Annotated in this window: 16 protein-coding genes; 13 read left to right on the top strand and 3 right to left on the bottom strand. The window is 59.8% G+C overall.

Going from position 1 to position 19,370, the window contains the following annotated elements:
* Positions 1-4 precede the first annotated feature (4 nt).
* The 7 genes from AACR93_RS03915 to AACR93_RS03885 all read left to right on the top strand — a co-directional run bounded on the left by AACR93_RS03915 (position 5) and on the right by AACR93_RS03885 (position 8,829).
* Positions 5-841: an enoyl-CoA hydratase-related protein gene (locus AACR93_RS03915; protein WP_043850058.1), complete on the top strand. Its 837-nt coding sequence runs from the start codon at positions 5-7 to the stop codon at positions 839-841.
* Positions 838-2,826 carry an acetyl/propionyl/methylcrotonyl-CoA carboxylase subunit alpha gene (locus AACR93_RS03910; RefSeq protein WP_043850057.1) on the top strand — a complete coding sequence of 663 codons (1,989 nt, stop codon included), beginning with the start codon at positions 838-840 and terminating at the stop codon, positions 2,824-2,826. The genes AACR93_RS03915 and AACR93_RS03910 overlap by 4 nt, the downstream gene beginning before the upstream one ends.
* Positions 2,827-2,840: 14 nt before the next feature.
* Positions 2,841-3,791 (top strand): hydroxymethylglutaryl-CoA lyase, encoded by a 951-nt coding sequence (locus AACR93_RS03905; RefSeq protein ID WP_156152897.1) that lies wholly within the window; start codon positions 2,841-2,843, stop codon positions 3,789-3,791.
* A gap of 2 nt (positions 3,792-3,793) precedes the next feature.
* Complete coding sequence (locus AACR93_RS03900; RefSeq protein WP_043850055.1) at positions 3,794-4,204, top strand: MerR family transcriptional regulator; 411 nt, start codon at positions 3,794-3,796, stop codon at positions 4,202-4,204.
* Positions 4,205-4,240: 36 nt separating this feature from the next.
* A complete protein-coding gene (locus AACR93_RS03895) occupies positions 4,241-5,002 on the top strand; it encodes a substrate-binding periplasmic protein (protein WP_043850054.1) in 762 nt (253 codons plus the stop codon).
* 52 nt (positions 5,003-5,054) lie between these two features.
* A complete protein-coding gene (locus AACR93_RS03890; protein WP_082044061.1) occupies positions 5,055-8,003 on the top strand; it encodes a DUF748 domain-containing protein in 2,949 nt (982 codons plus the stop codon).
* Between the two features lie 229 nt (positions 8,004-8,232).
* Positions 8,233-8,829: an acetate uptake transporter gene (locus AACR93_RS03885; protein WP_041207542.1), complete on the top strand. Its 597-nt coding sequence runs from the start codon at positions 8,233-8,235 to the stop codon at positions 8,827-8,829.
* A gap of 74 nt (positions 8,830-8,903) precedes the next feature.
* Here the strand turns inward: AACR93_RS03885 and AACR93_RS03880 are convergent, their stop codons facing one another.
* On the bottom strand, positions 8,904-9,701 hold the full coding sequence (locus tag AACR93_RS03880; RefSeq protein ID WP_269429842.1) for a M90 family metallopeptidase: 798 nt from the start codon (positions 9,699-9,701) through the stop codon (positions 8,904-8,906).
* Between the two features lie 25 nt (positions 9,702-9,726).
* Complete coding sequence (locus tag AACR93_RS03875) at positions 9,727-10,164, bottom strand: GNAT family N-acetyltransferase (RefSeq protein WP_043850053.1); 438 nt, start codon at positions 10,162-10,164, stop codon at positions 9,727-9,729.
* A gap of 339 nt (positions 10,165-10,503) precedes the next feature.
* On the opposite strand from AACR93_RS03875, the gene AACR93_RS03870 reads away from it, so the two are divergent.
* The gene (locus AACR93_RS03870; protein WP_043850052.1) at positions 10,504-12,003 is read left to right on the top strand and encodes an alanine/glycine:cation symporter family protein; all 1,500 of its coding nucleotides are present in this window, start codon (positions 10,504-10,506) and stop codon (positions 12,001-12,003) included.
* 69 nt (positions 12,004-12,072) lie between these two features.
* Here the strand turns inward: AACR93_RS03870 and AACR93_RS03865 are convergent, their stop codons facing one another.
* Positions 12,073-12,879, bottom strand: a complete 807-nt coding sequence (locus AACR93_RS03865) for a crotonase/enoyl-CoA hydratase family protein (protein ID WP_043850051.1) — start codon at positions 12,877-12,879, stop codon at positions 12,073-12,075.
* A gap of 166 nt (positions 12,880-13,045) precedes the next feature.
* Here AACR93_RS03865 and AACR93_RS03860 point away from each other — a divergent pair, with 166 nt between their 5' ends.
* From AACR93_RS03860 to AACR93_RS03840, 5 genes are all read left to right on the top strand, one after another.
* Complete coding sequence (locus tag AACR93_RS03860; protein ID WP_043850050.1) at positions 13,046-14,833, top strand: putative nucleotidyltransferase substrate binding domain-containing protein; 1,788 nt, start codon at positions 13,046-13,048, stop codon at positions 14,831-14,833.
* 2 nt (positions 14,834-14,835) lie between these two features.
* Positions 14,836-15,462, top strand: coding sequence for a 3'-5' exonuclease (locus AACR93_RS03855; RefSeq protein ID WP_043850049.1), 627 nt, complete (start codon positions 14,836-14,838; stop codon positions 15,460-15,462).
* Positions 15,463-15,569: 107 nt separating this feature from the next.
* A complete protein-coding gene (locus AACR93_RS03850; protein WP_041207535.1) occupies positions 15,570-15,881 on the top strand; it encodes a DUF485 domain-containing protein in 312 nt (103 codons plus the stop codon).
* On the top strand, positions 15,878-17,530 hold the full coding sequence (locus AACR93_RS03845; protein WP_041207534.1) for a cation acetate symporter: 1,653 nt from the start codon (positions 15,878-15,880) through the stop codon (positions 17,528-17,530). The genes AACR93_RS03850 and AACR93_RS03845 overlap by 4 nt, the downstream gene beginning before the upstream one ends.
* A gap of 164 nt (positions 17,531-17,694) precedes the next feature.
* Positions 17,695-19,287, top strand: coding sequence for an ABC-F family ATPase (locus tag AACR93_RS03840; protein WP_043850048.1), 1,593 nt, complete (start codon positions 17,695-17,697; stop codon positions 19,285-19,287).
* Positions 19,288-19,370 lie beyond the last annotated feature (83 nt).

Genomic DNA, 19,370 nt, shown 5'->3' with positions numbered 1-19,370 from the left:
AGCTATGTCAGATCCACTTACTTCCTCCCAGAACCCGTTTCGGCTGGAGCGGCACGGCCCACTGGCCGAGCTGGTGCTGTCGCGCCCGGCCCGCCACAACGCCTTTGATTCCGACCTGATGCTGGGGCTGCTCGACTGCCTCGATGACCTGGCCCATCTCCATGGTCATGCTCTCGCCGAACGTCCTCATGCTTTGCTGCTGCGGGCCGAAGGCAAACACTTCTGCGCGGGCGCCGACCTCAACTGGATGCGCAATCTGGCCCACGCTGATTTCGAACACAATCGCGAAGACGCTCGGGTACTGGCGCGGCTGATGCAGACCCTCGACGAACTTCCCTTCCCCACGGTAGCGCTGGTGCAAGGGGCCGCCTACGGCGGGGCGCTGGGCCTCATCTGCGCTTGCGATCTGGTGCTCGCCAGCGACGACGCCCGCTTCTGCCTCTCCGAGGTGAGCCTAGGTCTGGTACCTGCGGTGATCAGCCCCTACGTAGTACGCGCCATGGGAATGCGTCAGGCGCGCCGCTACATGCTCAGTGCCGAACCGTTCGATGCCATCACCGCCTGTCGGCTCAATGTGGCGCATCAACTCTGCCAACCGGATCAACTGCTGGCGGAGGGACGGGCGCAAGCCCTTCGTCTGTGCCGCAACGGGCCGGAAGCGATGAAAGAGACCAAACGGCTGCTGGCGGCGATAGAAGACCATCCTTCCCGCCTGCACGAAGAGAAAACCGTCGAGACCATTGCCCGGGTTCGGGTGGGGCTCGAAGCTCAGGAGGGGATGCAGGCCTTCTTCGACAAACGCCCTCCCGCCTGGCGTCCCCGTTTCAAGGATGAGACATGACCCATCACACTCTGATCAAGCGCCTGCTGATCGCCAACCGCGGCGAAATCGCCGTGCGCATCATCAAGACGGCGAAACGCCTCGGCATCCACACCATCGCCCTCTACTCCGATGCCGACGCCCACGCCATGCACACCCGTCTGGCAGATGAGGCCTGGCATCTGGGGCCAGCACCGGCCAGAGAGAGCTATCTGGACACCGGCAAGGTGCTGAAGATTGCCAAAGAGGCGCGCGCCGATGCCATCCATCCCGGTTACGGCTTTCTGTCGGAAAACAGCGATTTTGCCACCGCCTGCGAACAGCGCGGCCTGCGCTTTGTCGGCCCAAGCGGCGCCGCCATTCTCGCCATGGGCGACAAATCGGGCGCCAAGGCGCTGATGCAGACTGCCGGCGTACCTGTGCTGCCCGGCTATCACGGCACGGATCAACGGCCGGACTTCTTGCGCGATCAGGCGAGCCAGATTGGCTTCCCGCTACTTATCAAGGCCGCCAGTGGCGGCGGTGGCAAGGGGATGCGCCGGGTCGATCAGCTGGCCGACTTTGACGAGTCGCTGGCGGCAGTCAAACGGGAAGCCAAGGCCGCCTTTGGCGACGATCTGGTGCTGCTGGAGCGCTATCTGCCCCAGGCTCGCCATGTTGAGGTGCAGGTCTTTGCCGATAGCCTCGGCAACGCCATCTATCTGGGGGACAGGGACTGCTCCTTGCAGCGACGCCATCAGAAGGTGATCGAAGAGGCGCCCGCCCCCGACATCCCTCCGGCTCTGCGCCGCGCCATGGGGGAGGCAGCCGTGGCCGCAGCCAAGGCCATCCACTATCAGGGGGCTGGCACCATCGAGTTCCTGCTCTACAAGGATGAGTTCTTCTTTATGGAGATGAACACCCGGCTGCAGGTGGAGCATCCGGTCACCGAAGCGGTAACCGGGCAGGATCTGGTGGCCTGGCAGTTGGCTGTGGCCGAAGGCAAGCCGCTGCCACTGACTCAGGAGGAAGTGGTGCTGCGCGGCCATGCGGTAGAGGCGCGCCTCTACGCCGAGGATGTGGCGGCCGGTTTTCTACCGGCCAGTGGGCCCATCCACTGGCTCCACTGGCCGGATGGCGTGCGTATCGACACCGGCGTCACCGCTGGCGATGAGGTCAGCCCCTATTACGATCCCATGATCGCCAAGCTGATCGCCCACGGCCAGAGCCGCGCCGAGGCGTTCGCCAAACTGGCCGATGCACTGGCGGCGCTGGATCTCGGCCCGCTGGTGCACAACGGCCCGCTGCTGCTGCGCCTGTGTGAAGAGCCTGACGTCCTGGCCATGGGCCACCATACCCAGTGGCCCATCCCCACCACAGCGCAACCCATTCCTAAACTCGCCTGGCCACTGGCCACCCTCTGGCTGGCGAGCCGCCCCGCAGGCTCCTCCCCTTGGCAGCAGTCCTGCGGATTTCGGCTGGGACCGGTTCGCAGCTGGACAGCGGCGGTGCGCATCGGTAATGAGCGCCGGGTATTGACCCTTGACGATCATGGCGGCCAGTTTGAGTGGCAAGGGGAGACCCTTTGCTACCAAAAAGGCGATGACCATATCCGACTGCAGCATGGCGGCTGCTGGCAGCAGATCCCCATTCAGAGGGCCACAGGCTCGGAGGCAACCTTCATCATGACCATGGCGGGCCAGCGCATCCGTTTCGCAGCCGATGATCAGCAGCACAGCCACCACCATGATCAGGCAAACGAGAAGGCACAAGGCGCCATCGCCCCCATGCACGGCATCGTGGTGGCCGTAATGGTCGAACCCGGCCAAACGGTCAGCAAGGGGCAACCCCTGCTGGTGCTGGAGGCGATGAAGATGGAACACCAACTGCGTGCAGAGCGGGACGGGGTAATTGAAGCCCTGCAGTGCAAACAGGGCGAGCAGGTAAGCCAGGGGGCCGTGCTGGTGCGCTTTGCCGATGCCGCCCTAGAGGAGAACGCCATCAACCAACAAGCGAGTAGATCATGAACAGAGGAGCAGCCATGCCGGATGACAAGGTCAGTCTGGTGGAGATGGGGCCGCGGGACGGCCTGCAAAATGAAACCAACCCGCTGACACTGATCCAGCGGCTGGAGCTGATCCAGCGACTGGCCGACGGTGGTCTGCAGCGCATCGAGGTCGGCGCTTTTGTATCGCCCAAAAAGGTGCCGCAGATGGCGGACTCCGCCGCACTTTTTCAGGCTCTGCCACGCAAGGGCTCAACCCGTTACGGAGCTCTGGTACCCAATCTGCAAGGCTTGCAGGCTGCCATTGCCGCCCGTGCCGACGAGATTGGCCTCTTCACCGCCTGCTCCGATGGCTTTACCCGGGCCAATATCGGCATCAGCGTGGAGGAGTCACTGGTGCGCTTCGCCCCGCTGGTGCAGGAGGCGCGCCGTCTCGGCATCAAGGTGCGCGGCTACCTCTCCACCGTCATCGCCTGCCCGTTTGATGGCCCGACCCGCCCGAAACGGGTCGCCGCCATGGCCGAGCAGTTGCTGGATCTCGGCTGCCACGAAATTTCGCTGGGGGACACCATCGGCGTCGGCACCCCGGGCACGGTAGCGCCGATGCTGGATGCTGTGCTGCACGAGATCCCGGCGGGGAGACTCGCGGTCCATTTTCACGACACCTACGGCCAGGGGTTGGCCAACCTGCTGCCCGCGCTGGAGCGGGGCATTCGCACCATCGACTGCTCGGTAGCAGGCCTTGGCGGTTGCCCCTATGCCCCGGGCGCCTCCGGCAATGTGGCGTCAGAAGAGGTGGTCTACCTGCTGCACGGCCTTGGCATGGCAACCGGGGTGGATCTCGACAAACTGGCGGCCACCGGCCAGTGGGTGAGCGAGCAGCTCGGTCGCCCCAATGGCTCGCGGGTCGGTCAGGCCTTGCACGCCAATGCCGAACGGCTGCGTGCCCGCCTCTGCCAGCCACACGCCCAGCAACAGGAGTCATGATCATGTCCCATTCCCTGCCCGGCAAGGAGATCAGCTACAGCATTTCGGAATTGGCCCACGAGTTCGATGTCACACCGCGCACTATCCGCTACTACGAGGACGAGGGGCTGCTCACCCCGCAGCGGGAGGGGCAGACCCGCATCTACAGCCACAAGGACAAGATCCGGCTCAAGCTGACCCTGCGCGGCAAGCGGCTGGGGTTTAGCCTGGCCGAGATCCGCGAGCTGTTCGATATGTACGACACCGACAAATCGAGCAAAAACCAGCTCAACTCCATGATCAGACTGATCGAAAACAAGCGCAGTGCCCTGCACCAGCAACTGGAGGATATCCAGATGGTGATGGCCGAGCTGGAGGCTGCCGAACAGCGCTGTGTTAATTCCCTTAACAACTTGAAAAGCGCAGCAGATTAACCGAATCTGGGGTTATGCAATTGCCCTGGGACATCCATGAAATATTGGTGCTGGTTTTTACTTCTGTTCAGTCTGTCCGGTTGGAGCCATCCCCTTATCAAGGTCGGCGGTTATCCCTATGCCCCGTTCGTAGTCAAAGTGTCGGATGACCACTATGAAGGACTGACGCTGGACCTCATCGCCAAGCTCAACGAGATCCAGCAAGAGGTAAGATTCGTGTTTGTTCCCACCTCGGCTGCCAATCGTTACAAGGCGCTCGATCTGGGCCGTTTCTCGCTGATGCTGTTTGAAGACAGCAAGTGGGGCTGGCAAACCGACAAGTTCAAGATGACCGTCCCCTTTCTTGGCGGTGGTGAAGTGTATGTTGCCCTCAAGGCTCCCGGGCGAGACCAGCGTTTTTTCGAGGATCCCTCCCTGCACCACCTTATTGGTGTAACCGGTTATCACTACGGCATTGGCCAGTTCAATGCAGATCCGGTCTATTTGCACCGCCATCTCGATATCACACTGTTCAAGGACAACGTCAGTGCCCTGCAAGCCCTGCTCAAGGGGCGCGGTGATATCGCCATCCTCAATATCTCCTATTTGAACCAGTATCTGCTCAGCAACCCCGAGGTAAAGGCGCGGCTGCTTGTGTCGCAAAAGTGGGACCAGCGCTACCAGCACCGCGCTATCTTTGATCCCGAGTCCAGCATTACCCCTGCCCAGCTGGAGCTGTGGCTGGCCAAGCTGCGCCAAACAGGTGATCTGGATCGACTTTGGACAAAGTACGGCGTATCAGAGTACGCAACCCCATGATTACTATCTGACTTTTCGGTACCATGACTGGAACCGAATGGGAGTGCATCAAATGGAGACCACCATGCCCGCATCCCCCCGAGCTCGCCGGTTGCGCTACCTGGTCTACGCACTCCTGCTACTCCTTATCCTCATTTCCCTGTTGCTGTGGCAAACTCCGCGGCTGATCCAGCGCTACCTGCCCGGCTGGCTGGCGGAGCGCTACGGCATTCACCTCACTCTGGGCGAGATCGATGTCAGCTTGCGTCACCCCGCTCTGACCATCGGCCCCAGTTCACTGCTCGATGACAAGCAGCAACCGTTGATCAGCTTCGACCATCTGCAAGTGACCCCCGAGCTCAAAGCAAGCTGGCAGCAAAAACGCGTGGTACTCAGCGACGTCGCGCTGACCAGGCCGGTGGTGCTGGTGCAGCGGCTGAGTGACAAAAAGGGGGACATTCGGCTCAACCTGACCGATGCGCTGGCAACTCTGCTTACACCGACCCCCTCAACAGAGCCGGAACCGGAAACCGCTCCTGTTATTGTCGATATCGCCCGGATTGCGCTGACCGATGGCCAGCTTGCCTATCTGGATAAACGCAAGGAGAGCGAACCCGGCTGGGTGCCCTCGCTCAAGCTCGATAAACTGACACTGCAACTGGAGGGGCTGAGCACATCCGCAGGTCACCTCACCGCCTACCAGCTGGCTGCCACTCTCAACAGCAAGAGCCCGCTGAGCGCCCAAGGCAAGTTAGATATCACCAGCGGCATGGGCCAGGGCAAGGCAAGCCTCAAGCAACTCGACATTAAACCCTTTGCCCCACTCTGGGCCCCCTATCTCAAGCTGGCGCTGACCCGTGGTAATGCCGGGGCAGAGGTTGAATATCTGCTGAAAAACGGCAAGAAAGGGATCGAGTGGCAATTATCCAAAGGCAAGCTGGCGCTAGACAACTGGCAAATGAAGCACGACAAGGGTGAGGAGTTTGCCCGCTTCAGCCAGCTAGCCCTCGCTGAACTTGCTGTGGATGGCAGCAAACAATCCCTGTATATCGGCAAAATCACCCTGCAACAGCCACATCTCAAGGCCACCCTCAATGAGCGGCAGGAGCTGGATCTGGCCAAACTATTGATCGATCAGCCACCAGCCAAGCCGAGCAAAGAGAAAAAAGAGAAACCGGCCCCCGCCAGCAAACCATGGCAGTGGCAGATCAACCAGATCGCCATCAGCAAAGGGGATATCAACCTCACCGAAGCGAGCAGTGGCAAACCACTGGCACGACAGCTATCCGACCTGCAGCTGGCATTAGGGCCGCTGGGCAGCAAGAGCGAACAGCAGAGCAAAGTGGCGCTCTCGACCCGTTTCAACCAGAAGAGTCCCCTCGCCTTTGATGGCCAGCTGACCCTGGCCCCCTTTACCCTCGGAGGCGAGATAACCCAGCAGGCACTTCCTCTTGTGCTGGCCCAGCCCTATCTGAACGATCTGCTGCGGATCAAGGTGAAAGAGGGTGAACTCAGCAGCAAAACCAAGCTGGCGCTGGCGACCACAGAGCAAGGGGAGCTGAACAAGCTGACACTGCAAGGGGGACTCGATATCCATACCCTCAAGGTGGTTGATCGGGCCGATAACCAGAGACTGCTCGAGATCAACGACCTGAAGCTGACCGGCCTCGATTACGACGGCATCAGCCAGAAGATGAAGATCAAGGATGTGGCGCTGACCAAGCCCTTCGCCCGCATCGAGATCAACGAAAATGGCGTCACCAATATCCAGCAACTGCTGCTGACCGCCCCTGCGCCAGCCAAGGGTAAAGCCGAAGTTTCCCAGAGCAAGAGCAACAAAGCGGCACCCGCATTTCAATTCACCATCGATGAGCTGCGCACCGAACAGGGTAACCTGCGCTTTGCCGACCGCAGCCTGAGCCAGGATTTCGTGGCCGATATCGCTTCGCTGGGCGGCCAGAGCCGCCACATCAGCAACATCCCCGGCCAGCGCTCCGAACTCTCCTTCAATGGCAAGGTGGATCGCTACGCCCCGGTGACCATACGTGGCGGTACCAACCTGCTGGTCGCCGACCCGGTGCTCGACATTGCAGTCGCCTTCAACAATCTGGAGTTGACCACCTTTACCCCTTACTCGGGCACCTATGCCGGTTACGCCATCGACAAGGGGCAGCTCTCGGTGAAACTGCACTACAAGCTGGAAGGCAAGCGGCTGGAAGGGGACAACGACATCACCATCAAGAAATTGCAACTGGGTGAGAAGATCAAGAGTGAACAGGCCAAGGATCTGCCACTCGGTCTGGCCATCGCGCTGCTGAGCGATGCCAACGGCGTCATCCAGATGAACCTCAAGGTGAAGGGCAATCTTGACCAGCCCGACTTCAGCCTCGGCAACATCTTCTGGGATGTGCTTGGCAACACCCTGAGTAAGGCGATCACCTCACCCTTCTCGTTGCTCGCCTCTCTGGCTGGCGGCAGTGAAGATCTCGACGAGATCACCTTTCTGCCGGGCGATCCGGATCTCACCCAGACCCAGCAAGAGAAGCTGACCAAGCTGGCGCAGGCCCTCAAGGATCGCCCCAAGCTCAGCATGAATATTCGCGGCAAGGTCAACTTCAATGAAGAGCGCCCTATCCTGCAACGGCAAAAACTGGAACGGGCCCTCGCCAAACTCACCGGCAATCAGGTCGATCTTGATCTGCTGGAGCAGGATAAGGATATGCAAGACGCCCTGGCACAGGCCTATGAAGATCGCTTCGGAGAAGATCTGGGAGATCTCGCCGACCGCCTGCATCTTGATGAAAAGAGCGCTGCGCTGCGGGCTCAGGCGGTTGCCCTGCTGCAGGAGCAACAACTCATCACTGCCAAGTCCCTGCGCAATCTCGCCATGCGCCGGGCACAAAACACCAAGGAGTTTTTGGTGGATGCCCAGGGGATCACGCCAGAGCGGCTGTTTGTGCTGGACAGTCAGGTCAAGGAAGAGGACAAGGAGGCCAAAGTGGTACTGACACTGGATGAGTGAGCTTCTCCTCATCCGGTTCGCCTGCGCGTAATAAAAATACAAGCCCTCAACTATTTTGACACCTTTTGCTCACGAAACCGGCTGACCTGCTGAACAATTGGGCATCAGTGCAAATAAATACGTAATTTTTTTACGGTTTAGTCCCTTTCCCCCCTTGCGGCGGTTTTACAAGCTGCCTAAAATCGCGCGTCTTTTTGTTAACCCCACCTCTATTTTTGGAGAACGCCACGTGAGCGAAAAATTGGCCAACCCTGCCCCCCTGGGTCTGATGGGTTTCGGTATGACCACCATTCTGCTGAACATCCATAACGCAGGTTTCTTCCCCATCAGTGCCATGATCCTGGCCATGGGCCTGTGCTATGGCGGCATTGCCCAGATCATCGCGGGCATCATGGAGTACAAGCGCGGCAACACCTTCGGTGTGACTGCCTTCACCTCCTATGGCCTGTTCTGGCTGAGCCTGGTTGTCCTGCTCGTCATGCCGACCATGGGTCTGGCCGAAGCGACTCCGCACGCCTACATGGGCTGGTACCTGCTGATGTGGGGTGTGTTCACCCTGTTCATGCTGATCGGTACCGTCAACTACCCGCGCGTGAAGCAGTTCGTGTTCGCTTCCCTGACCGTGCTGTTCTTCCTGCTGGCCGCCCGTGACTTCACTGGCAGCACCCTGATCGGCACCATCGCCGGTTTCGAAGGCATCATCTGCGGTGCCAGTGCCATCTATCTGGCCATGGCGACCGTACTGAACGAACAGTATGGCCGCACCATCCTGCCGATCGGCGATCACAAGAAAGCCGCAGCAGTCCAGCTGAAAGCCGCCGCCTGATTGGCGCATGCTCAAGCTTGAAAAAAGGCACCCTCGGGTGCCTTTTTGCTATCTGCCATCTTGTTGAGCGGGATTCACAACAGCATGCCCTCGCCATCACCGGCCAACAGGCGGGTCGGCGGAAAACGGCGCGCGGGATCCTGACCAAACAGCAGTGCCAGTTGTAGGTAAACCTCGGGATAGACACTGCGCAGGCGCAACGGTTCGGTAAAGAAGTGCTCGCAGCAGACCGCGAAGAACTCGGCCGGATGCTCGGCTGCATAGGGGTCGATGGCGGGAGCCTCGCCCTGATCGAGTTGCTGGCAGAGCGCATCAAAAGCCCCCTGGAATACCTGCTGCCACTCCTGCCGGCTCATATGTCCCGGCAGTGGTGGTGCACCATCCGCCTCGCCCCCCAGCATGTCTATCTTGTGGGCAAGCTCGTGGATCACCAGATTGAAGCCATCCCAGTCACCATCCAGCTGCAGCTCGCTCCAGGCCAGTACCAGCGGCCCCTGGGGCCAGGACTCACCGGCGTTTTCCTCTTCCACCTCGCTCACCAGCCCAAACTCATCCTGCACCTCCTGGCGCCGGGTCACGGGCTCGGGAATAATGATGATCTCGTGAAAACCGCGATACCAGTCAACGCCAAGATGCAGGATAGGCAGAGCCGCCTGCAGTGCTAGAATGGCTTGCTGGCGCTCGCTTAAGGTAACCCCAAGCTGGGTCAGGGTTTTGCGCTTGAGCAGCTGACGGCCCAAGCTTATCAGAGTTTGTTGCTCACTCTCGGTAAGCCCCTGCAAGATCGGCACAACAGCAAGCGCCCGTAGCCACAGCTCTTCCTCTTCTTCGCTCATTTTCACCGTGCCACGGCCACGAAACCAGTTGAACAATCCCAGCACGTACACTCCTTCTCAGTTACAACAGTTTGACGAATCGTTTTGGCCGCTCCTGATATGCCTGTGCCAGATAGAAGCGGTGAGCATCTTCGCGTTTGATGCTGCAGGAAAGCTCCAGCTGACTGCATCCGGCTTCGCGAGCCTGACGCTCGGCCTCGCACAATAACGCAGCACCAATACCTCCTCCCCTTGCACCATCATCGACGACCAGCGCCGAGATCAGGCCCCATGCAGGTGCAACATGCAGTGGTTGCAGCCAGTGCCATACCAGCACGCCAACCACCCTCTCAGCCTGCTCGGCCAGCAAGACGCGGGTGGCCACATCCTGCCCCAACAGACGTGGCAGCAGCTCATCAGCCTCTGCAGCATACCCTAGTTGGGTAAAGAGGTGGGCCATGGCAGTGGCATCCGATGGTAAAGGAGCGCGGATAACGAGTGGAGCAGGGAACATTTGCATGATTGGCCTTTTGTTTGCTAACGAGATCCTGGCTGTTCCAGCAGACGCAGATCAGCATGGTAGCGGGTCTCTCTGGTCACAGAAAATAGCGCATGCCATTATCGCACCTCAGTTGTCAATTCACAAAATTGCAACAACGCAACATTTTTCGCTGGGAAGCGCCGGAACAACTCGATATGTTACAGCCCATGCATGGCGCACTATCGTGCCCTGCCGAACACTTCACCACAGCGTCAAACTGTTAATTCATTTGTTAACAATTGGCGTAACACCATGACAGCGAGCGAGACAGAGATCTCGCCGGAAGTACAATACAAAACAACAAAGGAGTTGTTGTAGATGAATGAGATCGTCAATGCCATCAACGGTGTGATCTGGAGCCCTGCGCTCATCTATCTGTGCCTGGGGGTAGGCCTCTACTTCTCAGTACGCAGCCGCTTTTTGCAACTGCGCCATATGGCCGAAATGGTCCGGCTGATGTTTGATGGCAAGAGCACGGATGCGGGGGTCTCCTCCTTCCAGGCGCTGGCCATGACCCTCGCCGGTCGCGTCGGCACCGGCAACATTGCCGGTGTTGCCACCGCCATTACCTTCGGTGGCCCGGGTGCTATGTTCTGGATGTGGATGGTCGCCTTCCTCGGCTCCAGCTCCGCCTTCGTGGAGTCCACCCTGGGTCAGGTCTACAAGGAGAAGATCAACGGCGAGTACCGCGGTGGGCCGGCCTTCTATATCGAGAAAGGGCTTGGCATGAAGTGGTATGCCTGGACGTTTGCCATCGCCACCATCTTCGCCTGCGGTGTACTGCTGCCGGGCGTGCAAGCCAACTCCATCGGCGCCAGTCTGCAGACTGCGTTTGATATCGATCCGAACGTGACGGCGGCCGGTCTGGCACTGCTGCTCGGCTTCATCATCTTCGGTGGCGTCAAGCGCATCGCCAACTTTGCCAGTACCGTAGTGCCCTTTATGGCGCTCGGCTACATCATCGTGGCCTGCGTCATCATCGCCCTCAACATTCATGCCCTGCCGGGCGTGATCATGCTGATCTGGAAAAGCGCCTTCGGTTTTGATGCTGGCTTTGGCGCCATTCTGGGTCTGGCCATCATGTGGGGGGTCAAGCGCGGGGTCTACTCCAACGAAGCGGGTCAGGGTACCGGGCCACACGCCTCCTCTGCTGCCGCAGTGAGCCACCCGGCCAAACAGGGTCTGGTGCAGGCGTTCTCCGTCTACATCGACACCCTGTTCGTCTGCTCTGCCACCGGTTTTATGCTGCTCATCACCGGCCTCTACAACGTGCAGGGACCGGATGGCGCAGCCATCTACACCGGCATCGCCGGCGTGGCTGCAGGCCCGGGTTATGTGCAGACCGCCATGGAAAGCATGATGCCGGGCTTTGGTAGCATGTTCGTTGCCATCGCGCTGTTCTTCTTCGCGTTCACCACCATCGTCGCCTACTACTACATCGCCGAGACCAACATCGCCTACATCAACCGCAAGGTGAACCGTCCCTGGCTGACTTTTGTGCTCAAACTGACCCTGATGGCCTCTACCGTCTACGGTACAGTCAAGACCGCCGAGCTCGCCTGGGGCATGGGTGATATCGGGGTAGGTCTGATGGCCTGGCTCAACATCATCGCCATCCTGCTGCTGCAAAAGACTGCCTTTGCCTGTCTGCGCGACTATGAGGCGCAGCAAGCCAAAGGGCTGGATCCGGTGTTCCACCCGGAGAAACTTGGTATCAAGAACGCCGACTACTGGGCTGGCCATCGCTCCGAAGACAACCTGGAGCAGGAGAAATCCGGTCACCCCTTCGAGCCGGATCTGGATCGCAAGATCTCCTGATGCCAGCAACTAAAACGCGTATAAAAAATGGCAGCCTCGGCTGCCATTTTCTTTTCCTGTTGTTCCACCTCAGAGTGCGTTGCGTCGTGGCCCGAATGGCAGCCGCCAGCGAAACAGGCTGTTGAAGGTGGCGCGCCACTGATTGGGGCGCCCCAGGATCTGCTTTTGCAACCGGGTCTCTTCTTTGAGCATCGCCTCGTCACTGCGGGCCCAGGCCTGACTGTAGAGCTGCTTGATCCCCGCCAGCGCATCCGGCGACTTGGTGATGAGGGTGCGGGCAAACTCCCGCGCTTCCACCAGCGGATCGGAGCAGACCCGGCTCACCATCCCGAGAGATTTCGCCTCGACCGCATCCAGCTCGCGCCCGCTCATGGCCAGCTCCATGGCGGTATCCAACCCCATCAGGTTGCGCATGGTGACGCTGCCGCTCATGTCGGGAATGATGCCCCACTTGATCTCCATCACCGAGAAACGACAATCGGGGGTGCTAAACCGAAAATCGGCGCCAAGGGCGATCTGCAAGCCACCACCAAAACAGACTCCCTGAGTGACCGCAATCACCGGCACCGGCAGCTGATGCCAACCATAGGCGACCCGCTGGGCCAGATTGGTCGCCTCGTCCGCCTCGCGCTTGAGAATATCGAGAGCGACAACCGGCTGGCGCAGCATCGATTTCACATCCAGTCCAGCGCAAAACGCGCGCCCTTCGCCATGCAGGATCACCGCTCGCAATCCCTTCAGCTGAGCAAGTTGCGTCAGCGTCTCATCGATAGCGCTGAACATGGCCCTGTCCAGCGCATTGAGCTTCTCTCCCCGCGACAGCACCACTTCAGCGATGCCGTCGTGGACCTCGCACTTGACCCTTGGTTTTTCCATCTCCGCTGTCCTCTCCTTGATCCCGATAATGAACACACTGGTCATACCACCAAGTTATCAGAGTGTGAACAGACGGTACAGCTGAGACTAAAGTCGGCTGGTCGGCGCGGTTCCCCTTTGTCACACTGGGCACAAGGGGTGCCCTATCCCGCCCGAGGACGCAGTCATGTCAATTCTGTTCAATTTTGCCAGACCACCATTTGACAGGCTGGATGCAGAGGCGCGTGAGCAGCTCTCCCGCCACCTCTCGCTCTGCTACTTTCGCGCTGGCGATACTCTGCTCAACGCGGGAGATGAACCTCCCGGGCTCTATCTCGTCATCAAGGGGGCGGTGGAAGAGTCGGCACCCCACCACCAGTTTGGTGACTATGGCGTCGACGATCTGTTCGATGTGCGAGCCCAATTTGACGGCCGCTGCCGCCATACTTTTATTGCGCTGGAAGACACCCTCTGCCAGCTTATCCCCCGCTCGGCCTTTCTCTCTCTCTGCGAACAAGATTCGCAGTTTGCCAGCTACTTCACCGCCAATCTGGCCGAACGCCAGCGTCAGCAGGAGCAGCGCGAACAGCTGGGACAGAAGAATCTGGCAGAATTTATCCTGACCCGCATCGAACCCGGTCATTTGCAAGCGCCGCTTATCGTCGACAGCAGGCTGTCATTGCTGGCAGCTACCGAAGCCATGGTCGCTCAGGGTACAGATTGTCTGCTCTACCCCGCCCACGGCGGTTCGCTCACACTGGCCACCCGCAAGACCCTGCTCCACGCCCTGACCCTCAAGGGACTGCCGCTGGAGGCGCCCCTCTCGGTACTGACCCCCACGCCGCTCATCGGTCTGCCACTGGAGAGCTATCTGTTTGATGCCCTGCTGCTGATGACCCGTCATCGCATCAAGCGGCTGGTGATCTGGCAGGGCAACGAGGTGGTGGGGATCCTGCAGCTGACCCAGGTGCTGGGACTCTTCTCGACCCACTCCCACGTACTGACGTTGCGTATCGCCCGCGTCGACACTCTGCCCGCGCTGGAGGCGGTCGCCCGCGAACAACAACAGCTGACCCGTTCGCTGTTTGCCCAGGGTATCCACACCGCCTTTTTGATGAAGCTCATCGCCACCATTAACGAGCAACTGATCGCCAAGGCCTTTGCGCTGGTGCTCCCGCCCGAGGTGCAAGAGAAGGTCTGTCTGCTGATGCTGGGCTCGGAGGGGCGTGGCGAGCAGATCCTCAAAACCGATCAGGATAATGCCCTGATCCTGCCGGAAGCGCTGGCGTGGCCCACCCAGGCAGCCGATCTGGCCGAATTCAGCGCCCTGCTGGAGCGCCTCGGCTACCCGCTCTGCCCGGGGCAAGTGATGGTGAACAATCCGGCCTGGGTAAAAACCGGCGATGAGTGGCAAAGCGCTATTGCCAGCGCCTGCACCACGGCCAGTGAGGAGGAGCTGCTCTGGCTGGCCACCCTGGCTGACGCCCACCCCATCGCCGGAGATCGTCAACTCCATCTGCCTGTTGCCAGAGCGCTGCGCGAGCAGCTGGCCGAGCGGCGGGATCTGCTGGCAGAGATGGTGCGACCGGCGGTGGCCTTTCACGCCCCGCTCACCCTCTTTGGCCGGCTTGAGCAGCCACCGGAAGGGCTTGATCTCAAGCGTGGCGGCCTGTTCCCGCTGGTCCATGGCATCCGGATGCTGGCCCTTGAGGCAGGCATTCTGGAGACCTCAACCCTGGGGCGCATCGATGCATTAGTAACCGCAGAACGGCTCAGCACCAGCTTTGGCACCAACCTGGCCGAAGCGTTTCGGCTCTTTATCCGGTTGCGACTGCGTAGCCAGCTCAAGGGAGGCAACAGCCGGGTACAGGTCAGCGAGCTTAGCCACAGCGAACGGGATCTACTGCGTCAGGCACTGCATCAGGTGAAGAAATTCCAGCAGTGGCTCACCTTGCACTTTCGTCTGAGGCAATAGCCATGTTGAGCCATCTTCGCCGCATCTGGTATGGCCGGGATTTCCGGCAAGGGGAGTTCGCCAGGCTATTCCTGCCCACTCCCGATGATGAGCTGGTCGCCCTCGATTTCGAGACCACCAGCCTTGATCCCGAGCAAGCCGAAATCGTCTCTATCGGTGCGGTGCGCATCCAGGACAATCGGCTGCTGACCGGCGAGGCCCTCACCATCAAGGTGCAAGCGCCCGCCACACTGAGCGAGCAGTCGGTGGTGATCCACGGTCTGCGCCATCAGGATCTGCAACAGGGTATGACGCTGGAAGCCGCGCTGCGCCTGCTGCTCGACTTTATCGGCCCGCGCGAACTGGTGGGTTATCACATCGCCTATGACCTGCGTATTCTCAACCTGGCTTGCCGTAAATTGTGGGGGTTGACCTTGCCACAACGAGGCATAGAGGTGAGCCAGCTCTATCACGATCACCTCTATCGCCGCTATCCCGATGCGGCCATTGACCTGCGTTTAAGTTCCATCTGCAGCCACCTTGAACTCCCATCCCTGCCAGCCCACGATGCCCTTGCCGATGCCACCACGGCCGCGCTCATCTACCTGCGCCTGACCTGTGGCTCGCCGCTCACTTATCCCAAAGTCTAATTGTCGACAGATAACATTTAATTCACATTTTGCTTACATGAGCAGGTTGCCTGCTCGTCGGGGTTACCCCATCAACCGCTGACACTCATATGTCATGGAGAACTGCAATGGAACAGCAAAGCTATCTGAGGATCCAGCAAGATCCCACCTTCCAGGAGCTGGTCGCCAAGCGCCAGCGTTTTGCCTGGGCCCTCTCGGCTCTGATGCTGGGACTCTACCTGGCGTTTATTCTGCTCATCGCCTTTGATCCCGGTTGGCTCGGTACCCCGCTCAGCGAGGGATCGACCATTACCCGCGGCATCCCGGTCGGAGTGGGGTTGATCCTCTCCTCTTTCGTGCTGACCGGCGTCTATGTGTTTCGTGCCAACGGCGAGTTTGACGAGCTGAATCAGAAGATCCTCAAGGGAGTGAAAAAATGAAAGGCAAACTCTTGCTGTTGGCCTCACTGGCCTCTTCACCCCTGCTGGCCGCCGATGCGATAAGTGGCGAGGTGCACCGCCAGCCCCTCAATATCTCGGCCATTCTGATGTTCGTAGTCTTCGTGGCCGCAACCCTGTTCATCACCTACTGGGCCTCCAAGCGCAACCGCTCGGCCTCTGACTACTATGCAGCGGGTGGCCGCATCACCGGCTTCCAGAATGGTCTGGCCATCGCCGGCGACTACATGTCCGCCGCCTCCTTCCTCGGGATCTCGGCGCTGGTCTACACCTCTGGCTACGATGGCCTCATCTACTCCATCGGCTTTCTGGTGGGCTGGCCCATCATCCTGTTCCTGATCGCGGAGCGGTTGCGCAACCTCGGCAAATATACCTTCGCCGATGTCGCCTCCTACCGCCTCAAGCAGACCGAGGTGCGCACCCTCTCCGCCTGCGGCTCGCTGGTGGTGGTCGCCCTCTACCTCATCGCCCAGATGGTCGGTGCCGGCAAGCTGATCGAGCTGCTGTTCGGCCTGCAATATCACGTTGCCGTGGTGCTGGTCGGTATCCTGATGGTGCTCTACGTGCTGTTTGGCGGCATGCTGGCCACCACCTGGGTGCAGATCATCAAGGCGGTGATGCTGCTCTCCGGTGCCAGCTTCATGGCCATCATGGTAATGAAATCGGTCAACTTCGACATCGGCACCCTCTTTAGCGAAGCGGTGAAGGTGCACGAGAAGGGCATCGCCATCATGAGCCCGGGTGGTCTGGTCGCTGACCCCATCTCCGCCATCTCGCTCGGTCTGGCGCTGATGTTCGGTACCGCCGGCTTGCCTCACATCCTGATGCGTTTCTTCACCGTGAGCGACGCCAAGGAAGCGCGCAAGAGCGTCTTCTTCGCCACCGGCTTTATCGGTTACTTCTACATCCTCACCTTTATCATCGGCTTTGGCGCCATCCTGCTGGTCAGCACCAACCCGGCCTTCAAGGATGCCACCGGCGCCCTGCTGGGCGGCACCAACATGGCTGCGATCCATCTGGCCAATGCCGTGGGTGGCAGCCTGTTCCTCGGCTTCATCTCCGCCGTGGCGTTTGCCACCATACTGGCGGTGGTAGCAGGCCTGACCCTGGCCGGTGCCTCTGCGGTCTCCCACGACCTCTACGCCAACGTCATCAAACATGGCAAGGCCAACGAGGCGGACGAGCTGCGAGTCTCCAAGCTCACGACCGTCGTACTGGGTGTGGTCGCCATCGGCCTTGGCATCCTGTTCGAGAAGCAGAACATCGCCTTCATGGTGGGTCTGGCCTTCTCCATCGCTGCCAGCTGCAACTTCCCGGTACTGTTCCTCTCCATGTTCTGGTCACGCCTGACCACCCGCGGCGCCGTCTACGGCGGCTGGCTGGGGCTGGCGAGCGCAGTCACCCTGATGGTGCTGGGCCCGACCGTGTGGGTGAAGGTGCTGGGTCATGCCCAGGCCATCTTCCCCTACGAGTACCCGGCGCTCTTCTCCATGGCGCTGGCGTTTATCGGGATCTGGTTCTTCTCCATCACCGACAGCTCCCAGAGCGCGGCTGACGAGCATGCCAAGTTCCTGCCGCAGTTCGTCCGCTCCCAGACCGGGCTGGGCGCCTCCGGTGCCACTTCCCACTAACGGGTAGCCATCACGCAAAAGCCGGCTTCATGCCGGCTTTTTTTATTACCCGTCAATCGGCTACACACCACGCTTGCCCCGATCAAGATCACAGTTCTTGCTAAACCTTTTGGGGGATCTGTGCCATAATGCGCGCCATTTGACAGATCAACCGGGACATTCCAGTGCTTTCGAGTAACAACATCACCATGCAGTTCGGCGCCAAGCCGCTGTTTGAGAACATCAACGTCAAGTTTGGCGGCGGCAACCGCTATGGCCTTATCGGCGCCAACGGCTGTGGCAAGTCCACCTTCATGAAGATCCTCGGTGGTGATCTGGAGCCCACTGGCGGTAATGTGAGCCTGGACGTCAACGAGCGCATCGGTAAGCTGCGTCAGGATCAGTTCGCCTACGAAGAGATGCGCGTACTGGACGTGGTCATGATGGGCCACACCGAGCTGTGGGCAGCCATCGCCGAGCGCGATGCCATCTACGCCAACCTCGAAGCCACCGACGAAGACTATATGAAGGCCGCCGAGCTGGAAGGTCTGGTCGCCGAATATGACGGCTACACCGCCGAAGCGCGCGCAGGCGAGCTACTGCTGGGTGTCGGCATTCCGCTCGAGCAGCACAACGGTCCGATGAGCGAAGTGGCGCCGGGCTGGAAACTGCGGGTGCTGCTGGCACAGGCGCTGTTCTCCAACCCTGACATCCTGTTGCTGGACGAACCGACCAACAACCTGGACATCAACACCATTCGCTGGCTGGAGCAGGTGCTCAACGATCGTGAAAGCACCATGATCATCATCTCTCACGACCGTCACTTCCTGAACTCCGTCTGTACCCACATGGCTGATCTGGACTACGGCGAGCTGCGCGTCTACCCGGGCAACTACGACGACTATATGCTGGCCGCCACCCAGGCGCGCGAGCGTCTGCTGGCCGACAACGCCAAGAAGAAGGCCCAGATCGCCGATCTGCAATCCTTCGTCTCCCGTTTCAGCGCCAACGCCTCCAAGTCCCGTCAGGCGACCTCCCGTCTCAAGCAGATCGACAAGATCAAGATTGAGGACGTCAAGGTCTCCAGCCGCCAGAACCCCTTCATCCGCTTCGAGCAGGACAAAAAGCTCTATCGCAACATCCTGGAAGTGGAAGGTGTATCCAAGGGTTATGGCGACGGTCCCCTGTTCAAGGGCCTCAACATGATGATGGAAGTGGGCGAGAAGGTAGCCATTCTGGGTACCAACGGTATCGGTAAATCCACTCTGATCAAAACCCTTGTCGGCGCACTGGCTCCGGACACCGGCACCATCAAGTGGTCCGAGAACGCCCAGATCGGTTACTACGCTCAGGATCACGCCGAAGATTTCGACACCGCTCTCAACGTGTTCGACTGGATGGCCCAGTGGAAACAGGAGAACGAAGACGAACAGGCGGTACGCTCCATACTGGGCCGTCTGCTCTTCTCTCAGGACGACATCAAGAAGCCGGTCAAGGTGCTCTCCGGTGGTGAACAGGGTCGCATGCTGTTCGGCAAGCTGATGATGCAGCGCCCCAATATCCTGATCATGGATGAGCCAACCAACCACCTGGACATGGAATCCATCGAATCCTTGAACATGGCGCTGGAGCTCTACCAGGGAACCCTGATCTTCGTCTCCCACGACCGCGAATTCGTCTCCTCTCTGGCGACCCGCATCCTGGAGCTGACTGAAGATGGCATCCGCGACTTCGGAGGCACCTACGAGGATTACCTGCGCACTCAGGGCGTGGTGTAACCCCGCCCAGCACAAGCTCGCTATGAAAAACCGGCACTTATTGTGCCGGTTTTTTTGTGTCCCATGTTTATGGCGACTGATAT

This window comes from Aeromonas sp. L_1B5_3 (genome assembly GCF_963866575.1).
GTDB lineage: Bacteria > Pseudomonadota > Gammaproteobacteria > Enterobacterales > Aeromonadaceae > Aeromonas > Aeromonas jandaei.
Note: the sequence above shows the minus strand (reverse complement) of the source record. Positions and strands in the feature narration are given on the sequence as shown.

Bases quoted from the DNA above. Each gene is read 5' to 3' on its own strand.
- AACR93_RS03915 (WP_043850058.1), top strand. From the start codon at position 5: ATGTCAGATCCACTTACTTCCTCCCAGAACCCGTTTCGGCTGGAGCGG.
- AACR93_RS03910 (WP_043850057.1), top strand. From the start codon at position 838: ATGACCCATCACACTCTGATCAAGCGCCTGCTGATCGCCAACCGCGGC.
- AACR93_RS03905 (WP_156152897.1), top strand. From the start codon at position 2,841: ATGCCGGATGACAAGGTCAGTCTGGTGGAGATGGGGCCGCGGGACGGC.
- AACR93_RS03900 (WP_043850055.1), top strand. From the start codon at position 3,794: ATGTCCCATTCCCTGCCCGGCAAGGAGATCAGCTACAGCATTTCGGAA.
- AACR93_RS03895 (WP_043850054.1), top strand. From the start codon at position 4,241: ATGAAATATTGGTGCTGGTTTTTACTTCTGTTCAGTCTGTCCGGTTGG.
- AACR93_RS03890 (WP_082044061.1), top strand. From the start codon at position 5,055: ATGGAGACCACCATGCCCGCATCCCCCCGAGCTCGCCGGTTGCGCTAC.
- AACR93_RS03875 (WP_043850053.1), bottom strand. From the start codon at position 10,164: ATGCAAATGTTCCCTGCTCCACTCGTTATCCGCGCTCCTTTACCATCG.
- AACR93_RS03870 (WP_043850052.1), top strand. From the start codon at position 10,504: ATGAATGAGATCGTCAATGCCATCAACGGTGTGATCTGGAGCCCTGCG.
- AACR93_RS03865 (WP_043850051.1), bottom strand. From the start codon at position 12,879: ATGGAAAAACCAAGGGTCAAGTGCGAGGTCCACGACGGCATCGCTGAA.
- AACR93_RS03860 (WP_043850050.1), top strand. From the start codon at position 13,046: ATGTCAATTCTGTTCAATTTTGCCAGACCACCATTTGACAGGCTGGAT.
- AACR93_RS03855 (WP_043850049.1), top strand. From the start codon at position 14,836: ATGTTGAGCCATCTTCGCCGCATCTGGTATGGCCGGGATTTCCGGCAA.
- AACR93_RS03850 (WP_041207535.1), top strand. From the start codon at position 15,570: ATGGAACAGCAAAGCTATCTGAGGATCCAGCAAGATCCCACCTTCCAG.
- AACR93_RS03845 (WP_041207534.1), top strand. From the start codon at position 15,878: ATGAAAGGCAAACTCTTGCTGTTGGCCTCACTGGCCTCTTCACCCCTG.